This is a genomic window from Bacillus sp. SD088, assembly GCF_017355205.1.
Lineage (GTDB): Bacteria > Bacillota > Bacilli > Bacillales > Bacillaceae_C > Lederbergia.
Map to the genome: position 1 here is coordinate 35397 of NZ_JADIJK010000034.1, position 15170 is coordinate 50566.

General features: G+C 37.8%; 11 protein-coding genes. 2 read left to right on the forward strand and 9 right to left on the reverse strand.

What is annotated here, in order from left to right; genetic code table 11:
• Positions 1-257 precede the first annotated feature (257 nt).
• Both IPU53_RS22020 and IPU53_RS22025 read left to right on the forward strand, forming a co-directional pair.
• Positions 258-1343, forward strand: a complete 1086-nt coding sequence (locus IPU53_RS22020; RefSeq protein ID WP_207453213.1) for a LacI family DNA-binding transcriptional regulator — start codon at positions 258-260, stop codon at positions 1341-1343.
• 62 nt (positions 1344-1405) lie between these two features.
• Positions 1406-2728: an ABC transporter substrate-binding protein gene (locus IPU53_RS22025; protein WP_207453214.1), complete on the forward strand. Its 1323-nt coding sequence runs from the start codon at positions 1406-1408 to the stop codon at positions 2726-2728.
• A gap of 121 nt (positions 2729-2849) precedes the next feature.
• On the opposite strand, the gene IPU53_RS22030 is transcribed toward IPU53_RS22025, so the two are convergent.
• From IPU53_RS22030 to IPU53_RS22070, 9 genes are all read right to left on the reverse strand, one after another.
• Entirely contained in the window at positions 2850-2987 is a 138-nt protein-coding gene (locus IPU53_RS22030; protein ID WP_207453215.1) for a hypothetical protein, read from the reverse strand.
• 353 nt (positions 2988-3340) lie between these two features.
• Entirely contained in the window at positions 3341-5080 is a 1740-nt protein-coding gene (locus IPU53_RS22035) for a phospho-sugar mutase (protein ID WP_207453216.1), read from the reverse strand.
• 473 nt (positions 5081-5553) lie between these two features.
• Positions 5554-6984, reverse strand: coding sequence for a serine hydrolase domain-containing protein (locus IPU53_RS22040; RefSeq protein ID WP_207453218.1), 1431 nt, complete (start codon positions 6982-6984; stop codon positions 5554-5556).
• 182 nt (positions 6985-7166) lie between these two features.
• Positions 7167-8249 (reverse strand): Gfo/Idh/MocA family protein, encoded by a 1083-nt coding sequence (locus IPU53_RS22045; RefSeq protein WP_207453219.1) that lies wholly within the window; start codon positions 8247-8249, stop codon positions 7167-7169.
• A gap of 137 nt (positions 8250-8386) precedes the next feature.
• Complete coding sequence (locus IPU53_RS22050; protein ID WP_207453238.1) at positions 8387-8950, reverse strand: transposase; 564 nt, start codon at positions 8948-8950, stop codon at positions 8387-8389.
• A 105-nt stretch (positions 8951-9055) separates the two neighbouring features.
• The gene (locus IPU53_RS22055; RefSeq protein WP_207453221.1) at positions 9056-10555 is read right to left on the reverse strand and encodes a YifB family Mg chelatase-like AAA ATPase; all 1500 of its coding nucleotides are present in this window, start codon (positions 10553-10555) and stop codon (positions 9056-9058) included.
• Positions 10556-10719: 164 nt separating this feature from the next.
• Positions 10720-11649 (reverse strand): polyisoprenyl-teichoic acid--peptidoglycan teichoic acid transferase TagU, encoded by a 930-nt coding sequence (gene tagU / locus IPU53_RS22060; RefSeq protein ID WP_207453223.1) that lies wholly within the window; start codon positions 11647-11649, stop codon positions 10720-10722.
• Between the two features lie 405 nt (positions 11650-12054).
• Positions 12055-12516, reverse strand: coding sequence for a DinB family protein (locus IPU53_RS22065; RefSeq protein ID WP_207453225.1), 462 nt, complete (start codon positions 12514-12516; stop codon positions 12055-12057).
• A gap of 246 nt (positions 12517-12762) precedes the next feature.
• Positions 12763-14364, reverse strand: a complete 1602-nt coding sequence (locus IPU53_RS22070; protein ID WP_242698502.1) for an extracellular solute-binding protein — start codon at positions 14362-14364, stop codon at positions 12763-12765.
• Positions 14365-15170 lie beyond the last annotated feature (806 nt).

Genomic DNA, 15170 nt, shown 5'->3' on the forward strand with positions numbered 1-15170 from the left:
AGAATTTTAAATCGTTTTAAATTTACATTCATCTTAAACTACTATTTATCCAATTGTCAATACATCTTTCCGAAATTCAGTCAAAGAATCCAGCAGAACATCGTACACTTCCCTCTAAAATCTACTTTTCCTCTCTAGATAGAACTTGACAGTCTTCTATAATAGCATTAATTTATAGTTATATCCTATCATTCAGGATATAACTGGATATATCAGGATTTACTTGGGAGGTGGAGAGCGTTAAGAAGACAATACCTTTGTATCAACAGATCAAAACATACTTAGAAGAAAAAATAGAAGGTGGTGTATATGAGAGCCATGATCGCCTGCCCTCTGAGGCAGAACTAGCGAAACAATTTAAAGTAAGTAGAATTACAGCAAAAAATGCCATCAATAAACTTGTTGAAGATGAAAGGGCTTACCGAATACCTGGAAAAGGCACATTTGTGGATGAACCTTCTAAAATTGTACAAGTAATTCAAAAGAAAGAGGAGAATGGTTATGCCTATCCTCCATTTATTGGTCTAATTATGCCGGAAGTAATTGAAGAGCACTCAGCAAAAATTTTAAGTAGTATTGAGAACGCTGCCACTGATATAGGATATGGCTTAATTCTTAGGCAGTCCAATCATCAAATTGAGGTAGAAAAAAAAGCAATTAGATCATTGTTGCAAATGGGAGTAAAAGGACTAATTGTTTTTCCAGTCGATGATCAATTATACAACGAAGAGCTCTTAAGATTGAAATTAGACCATTTTCCTCTCGTATTAATTGATCGCTACCTGAAAGGAATTAAAGCATCAGCTGTTTATTCTGATAATGTACAAGGAGCCTACCAGCTGACGAAAATGCTTCGTCCTGATCATAAACAAGTGAGTTTATTTACAGTGCCACATTTTGAAACCACAACAATACTTGATCGGATGAAAGGATTTGAACAGGCCCTTGATGAAGTCGGTATCCCTATCAACCGCTCTAATTGGTTTACAGATATTCTTCATGAAAAGGCAGTAGACAAGGCTGTTACTCTTTTACAAACGAACCCTGATATAACCGGTATTTTTGCTATGAATGCCTTTGCAGGGAAAATTGCCTATCAAGCAGTCCAACAGCTGGATAAACAACTCCCAAGAGAATTTTCGATTGCCTCTTTTGATCAAGAAAGAGAATTGAAGAGATATCCCATTTTTACAGCTAAACAAAACTCGACGCAAATAGGCAAAGAAGCTGTACGACTTCTGCAATCACAATTAAAAGATAAGAACAATATACAACAAATCGTCTTACCTGTAAAAATCTATTTTCAAACAAATGAAGTAAAGCTAGAAACTAGCGAGCTATAGTCTTCTACATATTTGATATCGCTCTCTAAAATTAAAACATATATACAATCGGGGGATCAATAATGGAAAAAACGATTAACAAAAAATGGAAACGGATACTTTTCTTACTTATTCTACTCTTCACTTTTCTTTTAGTAGCTTGTAATTCGGATAAATCAGCGACCAAACCTGAAACATCCGATAAAGAAACTGGAGATGCAACAACAAAGGACGAATCAGAGCCAGTGACATTAAAGGTTCATTACGGCTGGGAAGAAGAATTTATTGAAGATATTAAAGAACCTGTTGAGGAGAAGTTCCCTAATATTACATTAGAGTTTACCGAGGTGGATTTTGATGCAATGGACGATGATATTGCGAAAGGAAATATACCCGATATTTTTTATTTATCAGGTGGAGGACAATTGAAGGTTTTAGAAGAATATGAGTTAAGTTACGACTTAGATGAGTTAGTAGAAAAAAACAGCTTTGATTTAAATAAGATTGACAAGGCGCAAATCGATAAAGTACGGAGCTGGGGGGAAGGAAAATTATATTACTTTCCTTATGTAAAAAGATGGGATGTCTTATATTATAATAAAGGAATCTTTGATTTATTTGGAGTTAACTATCCTCAAGATGGTATGACTTGGGATGAGATAGCGGATCTTGCTCGCAAGGTCAATGGGGAAGTCAATGGCACTAATTACCGTGGAATTGATATATCTTCAACTGGAGCTATGTTGAATCAACTTGGTGTACAACATGTAGATCCTGAAACGGATGAATCTATGTATCTGCAGGATGAACGATTTGCAAAATTCTTAAACAAAATTGAGAATATTGCGTCCATTCCTGGTGTAATTCCGGAAGATGAGGGTGATTGGGGTAACTTTATTAACGAACAGAATGTGGCAATGGTTCCATTATTCGATGTTCATATATGGTTAAGTAATGTAGAAGCAGAAACAGGATTAGACTGGAATATGGTTTCCTATCCCGTATGGGAAGACCAACCGAAAATAGGTCCAAGTGCAAATGCTGCTGGTTTATCTATTTCAGAAACAAGTGAACATAAAGATGCAGCTTTCCAAGTATTAGAATATCTTATGTCAGATGAGTGGCAAATGATGCGTTCTAAAAAGGGATTTGCCACTGTATTAAACAATTCGGAAGTACAAGAAGCTTTTTCATCCGAAATTGAAGGCTTAAAAGATAAAAATATGCAAGCTGTCTTTGATCTTGAAGCAGCAGAGGCACCAGAAAAAGTCTCCGCTTTCGAAGAAGATGGTGAAATATTAGATGCTATGGAGTTCATCGAAAAAGAACAAGATGTCAACACATATTTGCGAGAAACCTATGAAGAAGCAGAGGCTAAAATTAAAGAAGCTAAAGGTAGTAACTAAGGTAGAAGAAGGGGCTGTCCAATAAGTCCCTAAAATGAAGGAGGAGAAGAAAAACGTTCCCTCCTCCTTTTTTCGGACTGTCTTGTGGCGGCCTTCGCAGAAGGCCGCCACTTTCAGGAAGTTATGGACTATTGTCAGGATACCGAACTCCACGTGAACCTTCTTGAGGCTCAGGAGTAGGAATCGACGGAAAGACAAATTGCCGTTCACAGGCTATCTCTTCCATCTCTATCGGAAAAGCCAATTGTGTGGTATACACATAAAAAATCGCTCCTTTGGATGTTGTTGTGGTAACTTCATTCTACTAAAGGAAGCGATTTTTTCTATTTTTTTTCGGTTGGGAAAGCTCATCGATTTCCGTTCGCCTGCTTGGCCGTTACTTGGAGTGCAGGGGCCTACTCCTGCGGGACAAGCATGGCCTTGAGATCCCGCAAGGAGCGCAGCGACTGAGGACGCTCAAGCCTTGCCCCGCGGAAAGCGTGCCCCGGAACGGAAGGCAATCGGAAACCGCACACCAATTTTTACATACCTAGAAGAAGGGCTGTCACAGAAAAGCTCAGTTTTCACTGACTTTCTGGACAGCCCCTTCATTTCAACTATATGACGCTTCCCTTATTTTAAACGTGTTTGAACCATCCCCATCACTTCTGCTTCAAATTGCTCACGTTTTTTAAGGCTCTCTTTCATTGTTTCACCTTTCACTGCAAAATAAAATTTAATTTTTGGTTCTGTCCCTGAAGGACGAAGGCAAAACCACGATCCGTCACCTAATTTAAATTTAAGAACATTTGATTTCGGCAACTCAATTTGTGTTTTCTCTCCTGTTTGTACATTTACAGCTTCACTAATCGCATAGTCTTCCAAAACAGCTACTCGTACTCCTCTGATCGATTGTGGAGGATCCTGACGGAAAGACTCTACGATTCCAGCAATTTGTTCAGCTCCGTCTTTCCCTTTTAAAGTTAACGATTGAAGAGATTCTTGGTAAAACCCATATTTTTCGAAAATTTCCAGCAATCCATCATAAAGAGACTTTCCTTGCAGTTTATAATATGCAGCAATTTCTGCAACAAAAACTGCAGCTTGTACAGCATCTTTATCACGAACGAAATCGCCAATTAAATAACCGTAGCTTTCCTCATATCCAAATAGAAATTGATGTTCATTTGTTTCCTCAAACTCCTTTATTTTCTCGCCAATAAATTTGAAGCCAGTTAAAGTGTCAAGGGTCGAAATTCCATAGCTTTCCGCTATTGTTTTGCCAATTTCCGATGTCACAATAGTTTTAACGATTGCACCATTTTTAGGCAAGCAACCAGTTTGTTGTTTTTGTGTCAAAATATAATCAGTCATTAAGGCTCCAACCTGATTGCCTGTTAAAACGATAAAATCTCCTTGATCATTTTTCACAGAAACTCCAAGACGATCGGCATCAGGATCAGTGCCTAGCAAAATATCCGCATCTATTTTCTCCCCGTATTGAATTGCCAGTTCGAAGGCGGCATGTTCCTCAGGATTAGGAGAGGCAACCGTTGAAAAATTCGGATCTGGTAATTCCTGCTCCTTCACAATCGTTACATTTTCAAATCCAAATTCCTTTAATCCTTCACGTACGGGTAAATTTGCGGTCCCATGAAGTGGCGTAAACACGATCTTCAAATCTTTTCCAGCTTTTTGCACGGCTTCTTCATTTAAATGAATGGATTTCAAAGATCTTTGATAAGCCTGATCTACCTTTTCCCCAATAAAAGTGAGGTATCCCTGCTCTTGCAGTTGTTTTTCATCAGCCACCTCAATATTTAATTCATCCCCTGCTTGGTTCACATAATGAGTAAGCTCATCAGCAGGCTTGGGTGGGAGCTGTCCGCCATCTTCTCCATACGCTTTGAGACCATTGTATTCAGGAGGATTATGACTAGCCGTAATCATTACGCCAGCAAAGGCATGTAAATAACGAACAGCAAACGACAATAGGGGTGTCGGCCGTAAACTCTCAAAAACATATGCCTGAATTTTATGATTCCCAACTGTCTTCGCTACTTCCAAAGCAAATTCCGGGGACATATGGCGACAATCATAAGCAATGACCACCCCACGACTTTTCGGTTCTTCTCCCTGGTCTTCTATGTATCTCGCTAGTCCTTCTGCCGCTTTTCGTACAGTATATATATTCAGTCGATTTGTTCCAGGTCCAAGCTCTCCACGCATTCCACCTGTACCGAACTCTAACTCCTTATAAAAACTATCCTCTATTAGCTTCTCATCCTGCTCAATCTGTCTCAACTGTTCCTCAAGCTGACGATCAAGCCCTGAATGCTCTTTCCATTGAGAATACTTCTCTCTCCAACTCATTTCCATACCTCCTCTTCGGGTGCCTCCCTTTTGGGTGCCTGGCACGCCCCGAATTTTGTCAAATTTCATCGAAAAATATTATTTTATATCTCGCTATTACTTTATTAATCATACCTGTTTATGTATTATGACTCAACTCCTTAGTCGGAATGTTTGAAAAAAAAAGGTCCAACTACAGAGGACGTTTAATCACTTTAAGTCAGATAGTTTTTCTCCTGTAATAATTTCAATTAGTAGTGCAGATTTATTTTTATCCAATTGGGCGTATTTACTTTCAGCATCGATTACAAATTCCACCTTGTCCTTATTTGGACTTATCCAAAATTCATACAACGCTGCTTTTGCTTCAATATTTGGATTTTTATATTGAAAACTAAATTGACATCGAAGTGTTTTATGTTTTTCAAATTAAGCATACCGATAAATTGAAATTTAATTACTTAACATTATGCTTATCTTGGGAGCGAGGTATTTTATCGGTGAGTGTATACAAACCATGTAATGCTTGCTGTTAATAATGCTGACGAAATCAAAGCTGTAAGAACACTATATGTTTGCCAAATAAGTATTGTTGACCAATCAAAAGTACAGCACAGTATACCCAGGGTAATCGTAGCGATCAGGAAAATAGCTGTTACGATTATTCTCTTTTTTGTCATTGGCTGCAGCTCATTCGTTTTCCTTCTGCGTAATCCTAAGAGAAATAGCAAAACGGCCAATAGGCAAAGAATAATTGTGGTAGACGACAAAATGATGTCCAAAAGCTGTGTACCGCTTATTTCATATGACTGAGTTAGATTGCCGTCTAATATATCTTTAACTTTTAGTACCAGGTTTATATTGGTATTTGTGCCGTTGCTCAGCAAGCTGACGGCTGTTCGTTCATTTGGCAGTATGGCTACTTGGGTTCTGAAATTTGGATTGCCCCCAGTGTGTTCTATAATCGTTTGGTCGGCGTTTACGGACCAGCCTGCCGCATAATACATATCGTTGACAGCCGAAACAGACATATCACCTTGATGTGATTTTTCGATAACCGTGTGAAATATTTCGGGTATGTCCTGCAAGATACCCATCTGTATGCCCATCCAGCGCGCCATATCTTTTGTATTAGAAATGATGTAGCCTGCGGGTTTATTCCCAGCATAATCCGGAGCTTTAAATGGAGTTGTCATAAAAAAGGAAGAACGGTAGCCCTGTGCCAACTGTCCAGTGGCTTGAGCATCTTCTTTATAAACATACGTCTGGTGAAGACCTAACGGCTGAAATACCTGTTCCTTCATAAAGTCTTCATAGCTTTGTCGCGACACAGTCTCAATAACCAAACCCAATACGTCATAATTAACGGTTCCATAGTTATATTGCTCACCGGGAGGGAACGCCAATTCAGCATCCACGAGCATTTCCACAGTCTTTTGCAACATATCCGGTGTATTGCCTTGTGGAATATTGTATATTGTATGCCTAATATTTGTTAGACCACTGGTATGGTGAAGAAAGTTATTTAGTGTAAGGCTTTGCATATCAACAGGTTTCCCTTGATACTTTAACGTAAACCAAGGTAAATATTTTTGGACAGGGTCAGTCATTGAGAGCAGCCCTTGCTCTTCCAATAGCAAAATCGCCATACCGGTAAAAGCTTTACTCACCGAGGCTAACTCATAGAGTGTATTTTCACTTGCAGACAACCCCTTTTCACGGTCTGCATACCCAGAAGAAAAGTAGGACACTTTATCATCAGCAAGTATTGAGATTGACATTCCCGGCACACCTGATATACGACAGGCATCATCTAGCAACGCTTGTATTGCCGCAGATTGCGAATCTGACAACGCATAACTTTGTTTTGCGAATCCTGAGAATAATATACATATTGTTAATACAAAAACAATAATCTTCTTCATAAACTCTCCTTTTTTGAAAAATTATAAGAGAATAATTTAAAAAAATAACAATCTTTGCGAAAAGAGCCTTTGCCTAAAAACCTGGTTACTTGACTAATAGTTCCCATCATACAGACCATTCCATTTTTCCGCAAAAAAATTCCGATCTACCTAAGATAGATCGGAATAATAGTAGAAATCTATTAATCAAAGTATACTGCTTTTCCTGTTTTCGCTGATTCATAGATAGCTTCAAGGATTTGTGTCACCACAAAAGCTTGTTCTGGTTTTACAAGTGGCTCTGTATCATTAATAATACTTTCAATCCATTGGCGTGCTTCGATATCAGAATCGCTTTCTGCTTTTCCACCATAGAATGCAACCCCACCAACACCTAAATCTACTTTTTTCGTATACAAACGGCTAAATTCTTCTCCATTGATACGAAGACCATCCTTCATATCTGCACCAGCAAGTGTCCCACTTAAAGAAACCTTCGCTTCATCCACATCTAATGTATTAAGGGCCCAGCTTGATTCCAAAACAATTGTTGCGCCGTTTTCCATTGTAATAAAACCAAAAGCAGAATCTTCTACCTTAAACTTTTCAGGATCCCAAGATCCAAATGCATTTGCAGCGTTTTCCATATGTCCAAGTTTATGGTAAGTTGTTCCTAATACCGCCTTTGGTTTATAATTATCCATCGTCCACAATGTAAGATCCAATGCGTGAGTACCAATATCAATTAACGGACCTCCGCCTTGCTTTTCTTCATCAAGGAAAACACCCCAAGTTGGAACAGCACGACGACGGATTGCATGGGCCTTCGCATAATAAACCTCACCCAAATCTCCACGAGCACTAACATTATGTAAATGAAGGCTGTCAGGTCTGAAACGATTATTATAGCCAATTGTTAACTTTTTACCTGTACGTTTAGCAGCTTCAACCATTTGCTTTGCTTCTTCCGATGTTTTAGCCATTGGCTTTTCACACATTACATGTTTGTTAGATTCCAATGCAGCGATCGAAATTTCGGCATGCGAGCTATTTGGTGTACATACATGTACAACATCAATAGACGAATCCGCTAACAATTCTTTATAGTCTTCATAAACCTTTGCACCTTCGACTCCAAATTTAGCAGCCGCTTGTTCCGCTTTTTCCACAATAATATCGCAGAAAGCAACTAATTCTACCTGCTCTACTTTAGATAGGCTAGGCATGTGCTTACCGTTCGCAATGCCACCACAACCAACAATTGCTACCTTCAATTTCTCTGACATCCATCTCATCCCCTTATTTTAAACTTCGTCTATAATTTAAACGTTTCTACCAAAATAGTCAAGGAGATTTTCACTGTGCACCGGAACTCCCCGAATTTTATCGACTGAAATTAAAACAATCAATCTATAACAATGCGTTACAGATTGGTTGTTTGTTCGTCATTCATTCTTTCCAAAGTAATAGACAAGCCTTGATTATATTGGTGTTGCTTTTCTGCTAGAGTTCCTTCGAAGAGATCTAATAATGCATATATATTTATATAGGAAGGGAGATTATTTTTTATTTCTTGGTGATAAAACCGGTAACTACTCCAGGCGTAATCCTCTGGTTTTTTTACCATTCCCGCCTTCACTGGGTTTAAATGGATGTATTTGCTCACTTGAAGCATCCCTGCTCGATCTTCTATAAGGGAACTAAAAAATCGATTTTCAAACACATGACCCGTCAAACGATAGCGAGTATTATAATAATTGGCATATCGCTTATTTAATAATGCCATTACTTTTGAAATGGAGGCCTGCTGACTTCTTAGCTGAAGGTGAAAGTGATTAGACATGATACAAAAAGATGCAAATTCAAGAGGGATTTTTTCATGAATTTTCTGTAATATATGGAAAAAGGCTCGGTAATCCAAATGATTTAAAAATAACGGCTCTTTTCGATTGCCTCTGCTTGTAATGTGATAAAAACATTCTGGTATCCAAATTCTTTTTTTCTACTCATTTTTCCTCCCTCTATCAATCTTTTATCCAAAGGTATTATGTCAGATGTTGTTTTGAACGCCTATATGCACAATCCCTTGTGGCTAATATAAGGAACCATTTCGAAGAGAAATGGCCTCTTTAATAGCCTCATCTGTAATAACAGCTTGATTTTGCAAATCAGAAATGGTCCTTGCTAGTCGGATAATTTTTAGTTTAACTCGATTACTCCAATGGTGTTTTAATGATAAGGTAACAAGCCATTGCTCTTGATTTTTTGTAAGGGGACTTGTTGCTAATAACTCTTCTATTGCCACTTTTCCGTTCGTTTGTTCGGTTTTGTAGCGGATGTACTGCCGCTTTCTAGCAATTTCAACGCGGCTCCGAATCATTCTCGAGTCTTCACTCTCTTGAACCATCGTTTCTTGATTGGATGAATGCAAATGAAGGAAAATATCTATTCTGTCGTTAACAGGGCCAGATATTTTATTACGGTAGTTTTTTATTTGTTGAGGAGAACAGATACAATAATGATGCTTAGATCCATGATAACCACATGGACATGGATTTGTTGCACCTATTAAAATAAAAGATGATGGATAGCTGACTTTTGATTGCACTCGACTGATTGACACGATTCCACTTTCCAATGGCTGTCTAAGCATTTCTAGGGATTTCTTTGGAAATTCAGCCATTTCATCTAAAAAGAGAACCCCTTTATGTGAAAGTGATATTTCTCCAGGCTTCGGAAATGAGCCTCCTCCAATCAACGAAACAGAAGAACTCGAATGATGCGGAGAACGAAATGGCGGTGTAGAATGAGCAGTACGTCTTTCACCAGCCAACTGGTATAAACTCATGACTTCTAACAAGGATTTATTAGATAATGGAGGTAATATAGTAGGAAATGCTTCCGCCAGAAGGGTTTTCCCGCATCCAGGAGATCCAATTAGCAAAACATTATGTTCACCAGAGGCCGCTATCTCCAATGCTCTTTTCGCTTTTTCATGTCCAATGATATAAGAAAAACTTTTATGCGGAGTAAGATGAGTAGGATGGTATTTATTATGTTGTTGTAGAATTTCATTTTTTATTTTTTTGCCCTGAAAATAATCAATAGCCGTATAAATATCTTTGAAGAAAATTAATTCGATACCTTCTATTATTTCAAGAGGAATATTGGGGTCATAAGGGAGGTATACTTTTTTGTAGTTTAACGATTTTGCAGCTAAGATTGTTGATAAAAGATCTTCCGTGCTAAGTAAAGTACCATCAAGGGACATTGCTCCTAGAAATGCTACACCTTCCTCCATTTCATTATTTAATATTTTTAATTCCTTTAAGATTCCAATAGCGATAGCAAAATCCAGTAACGGGCCATTTTTCTTATGCTCTGCAGGAGATAAGTTGACAATGACCTTTCGTGTCGTAATTGTGCTTTCCACGCTCCTTAGAACAGTTAAAATTCGCTCCCGAGACTCTTTAATCGACTTATCTGGTAATCCAACTATTACCATGGAAGGAGATCCGCTAAAAACCTGAACCTCAACTTGGATTTTATATCCTTCTAAGCCTTTTAACCCGATACTCGAAATCTTTTCCACCTATACACTTCCTTTCTTCATCAACGATTCACCAACAAGAGAAACGTCTGTTCTAATTACATTAGACCAAGATAAATCGACCACATTCAACAACTTTCGTTCGACAAAAAACGGGGCGTGCCAGGCACCGGGAGAGACTCCACGAAGCCTCTCCCTCTTTTTACCTAGCTCAAACCAAGATGTTCTTTTAAGTGAGTTTGGATGTTTGTACGTTCGTCATCGGCAACGATATAATACCATATGCCACCGATCGTCGAGCCGCTTCCCTTGATTTCTAATTGTTCAATTTTATGGCGAGCACCAGCATAGTTCTTCTGAATATCAACCATGTCATCCATCGCCAAGTTTGTCTCGACATTATTACTTAACGCTTTTAAAACATCATCGTATTTCCAGAGGGCTGAGATATTTGCGCCTTTATTCATTACACCTTCAATTACTTGACGCTGACGCATCTGTCTTCCAAAGTCTCCTCGGGCGTCTTGCTTACGCATTCTCGCGTAACTTAGCGCTGCATCCCCATCTAAATCAATTTTCCCTTTAGCAAATGGGTGACCATCCTGCGAAAATTCTAAATCGTTATTCACAGTAATTCCGCCTACCGCATTGACGATATCTTTAAATCCATCCATATTCATTTTAATATAATAATCAATAGGGATGTCTAGAAATTTCTCCACTGTGTTCATCGACATTTCCACACCACCAAAAGCATAAGCATGGTTAATTTTATCGGTTGTTCCATGTCCAACAATTTCAACTCGAGTGTCACGAGGAATGCTTAACATTTCCATCGAATTCGCTTCTGGATTTACAGTTATCACAACCATTGTATCTGATCGGCCTTTATCTCCGGCTCGTTCGTCTACCCCAAGCATCAAGACAGAAAAAGGCTCCTTTTCCTGTAAAGATAATGCTGAGGGCCTTTTTACCTCAGGTGTCCGCTCAATCGGTTTATGAACTGTGTTCACAGCTTTATTCACATTATGCCAAATGGAATATCCATACCCTACAACTCCTAATACTAATACAATAAGGACAGTGAGAAATATCTTTAAACCTGTCCTTTTCTTTTTTTGTTTTGCTCTTTGCATTTTTTTGTTTTCCTTTCCCTTATATAATTTTTCTTTTACCTTCTCCATGAGCTACTACGAATAATGCATAAAGTTGTCTATAATAATAGACGTTTATTGTCACAAAAAGTTACATTTCTACCTTTTTTTAAACATTACAAGCACAATCTTAATTATACGAAACTTTTCAAGGCGAATTCAATATTAATTTTGTCTAATTTATGTCTTGACAAAATTCATCAATTGAACAACTGTTCTATCATCTCATTCAACTGTTGGCATGGTCCAGTATAGGAAAACTCTCAGGAAATGCATAGTCGTGATTCCGAGGATATAATACAACTAGCGTGGCCATTTGATGCAGCAATTCAATTCATAAAAAACTCTTTTAAAAAGAGTCACTACATAAAAAATGAATAAAGCTATTCATTCCTTTAGTAATGTTTGCTTCATGCTTTTAATTATTCCCATGTGTAGACTTTCATGGTTCATATGAAAAATCACCATATCTCCTATAGTTCTCATCCCTAAAAAAGATTCTTTAAGTAGTTTATCAAGGTGACCCTTGCACGCTTCTTCAATGAAAATAGGTTGCTCTTCCAACTGCTTAATAAGCATAGCCATTGATGGAGGTTGTTCTGTCCAATTCTCTGGTTTACTCCCTCTTGGAAACATCAAGTGATAAGGGATGGGCATTTGTCTCTCCTTATTAACAGCTGGAAACATCGTATTGTCCCATCCTACTAAAATATGGCCAGCATTCCAACGAATACTGTTATTATGACCAGAAGGAATTTGATCAACGACTTCCTCGGGAATTGTACGTAGAAACTCAACCGTCCAGTTACGCCACATTTTCATTTGTTCAAATAATTGTTCTTCACTCATCAATCTCATCCCTTTTATATTAGTTACGTATAGCGAACTTGATCTACATATAACTACCACCATTTTATTATACTTTAATTTTCAATCGTTAAACTATATATTTATCAGTTTATTTCTATACTTGCGTCATTTCAGTTCAATATAAGAAAGATCTGGGGTTTCCCAGATCTCTCGCTTTACCGGCTTTTTTTATTTGCTTTCTAAGTCAGTAATTCCACATTTCCCATTAATTCGATTAAACAATGATTAATTGGCTTCGTAACGCTCAAAGGCTTGTTTTTGAATTTCCATGTATTCCTCCAAGCCCATTTTTTCAATGTTTTTCACGAAGCTATCCCATTTATCAAAGGATTCTTCCCCAACAACAAATTTATCTTGCATTTCATCTACGTATTTTTCAATATCTGCAGAGAGAGAAGATAATTTTTTTGCCTCATCCTCTGTGTAAGTGAATTGCGGCCATACTTCATCCAGTAAATAAGGTTCAACTTTTTGGGCAGCTTCAATAGCTTGATCAGATCCTTCTGAGCCATCAAAGTAATCTTGCATCAAAATACCAGGTGCGCCAATCCCAACCCAGGCAAGATACTTAACAATTTCTTGTTCCTTCGTTAATCCTTCGCTACTATTTGTAATCTTTTCCGCATACTTAAATTTACCATCATCTGTTTGTTCATAGGTCTCACCTTCAACGCCCATATAAAATAATCTTGACCCTTCATCACTATAGAAGTAATCAATCCATCTCATGGTCGCTGCAGGATCGGAATTTTCACTCGTTAAAATAAATTTTCCAATATGTCCTACTGGGTGCGCCACATTGGACCATTTATGTTCCCCCTTCGGTCCTTCAAGCGGTAATCCACCGACATACTTTTCTCCTACATCTTTACCAAAGAGTTCTTCAGGTGCATAGAAAATCATACTCGCATATTTGTCTTCTGCTCCGTTATTTAAAAATTGAGCCCAGTCAATCGTATAGATATTAGGTTCAATTAGTTTTTCGGAATGCAGTTTATTCATATATTGCAATAATTCTTTATAACCATCTGTTACAGGATAAAAACGGATATCTCCTGTTTCTGGATCCTTATCAATATAGCTACGTCCAGTTGTTCCAACTCCGAAAGCTCCCCGTAAATAATTCACCATTAAAGTTCCGTTATAAGAACCATATGGGGTGATATCTGGATCTTCTGCTTTCACTTTCTTTAAGTATTGATAAAATTCCTCTGTGGATTCCGGCACTTCCATTCCATATTTATCTAATAGCTCAGAGTTATACCACATAAGTGGGTGAGTTCTTACAGAAGTGAAATCTGGGTCATGAATAACAGGTAATGAATATATTTTCCCATCCGGAAATGTGATCGCTTTACGAATATCAGGATTTTCTTCCATTAGCTTTGTCAAATTAGGGGCATACTTTTCAATCAAATCATTTAACTCAAGAAAGGAGCCTTGTTGCCCATATTTAAAAATATCTAGAGTAGGCATATTTGCTGCATAGAAAGCATCCGGTAAGGAGCCACTGGCCAGTGCTAGGTTTCGTTTTTCCTCGAGAGCCTCTGCGTCATTCTGTTCCCACTCAACATGAATATTTGTCATATCTTCATACGTATTCCAAATAAGAATATCATTCCAATTCTTTTGTGTATTGTTTGCCATTCCAGCAAACATCTTAAGCGTAATCGGTTCGTTGACGATTGGCATGCCTGTTTCGTTGAAATTTTCCGATGCCTCTTTTTTTCCCTCATCCGTTGTGCCAGCTTTTTCTCCTGAATCTTTACTACATGCAACGAGGAACAGCAATAATAACACCATAAACACATATGCTATTTTTTTCATTTTCAAAGAAAAAACCCCCTATATAGATTGTAAGTTTTAAAAAAGGGTAAAAACATTTCTATCAACGAATTTCTTGCCGATCACCCCCTTAGATAAGGATTAACCCGCTTAATCGAAGCGTTTTCATAAAAATTTTGTTTAAAAGACTCCTTGTATAGCCTCGAGCTTAAAATATAGATTAATATTTTTTCTTAACCTTATTAAGCGCTTTCAAATAAAACATTAAATGAAATTAAATTTTACAGTATGATTATTTTTAATGTATTCCCCTTTCATTCAAATTACACCATCTCTATTTTTCTGTCAAGATATTTAATGAAAAAAGCAGTTTTCTAGATAAAACAATGCTATCTCCGATCCATCGGTGGCTTAGATTTTATCTTAGTACCGGCAGTCTCTCCTTAACTAGCAAAATATGTAGAATGGTTAAGGATTAAAATACAAAAAAGCGAAAATTGCGTTTTTTATTGTTCGCTGTGAAACACTTTTTTTGTGTACGGAATAGGGGTAGGGACATAATTAAAATGTTAAGCTCCAAGGACAAACAATGTATTACCATAGTGGAGGATATATATGAAGTATGAAAGGCAACTGAAAAACCATTGATTATGAGCAGTTGCTGTTGATTGAAGCGGAAAACGGCGACTCCTGTGGGGATTAGCGTAACAGGTGAGATCGTAGGAGCGTTAATGTACAAAGACTAAATACGCGCCGTCCTGGCGACAGACTCACCGGTGACATCCTATTGCTTCGCCTGCACTAGTACATGATTTCTTTTTTCATCTACTCCCTCCTGAGGTACCTCC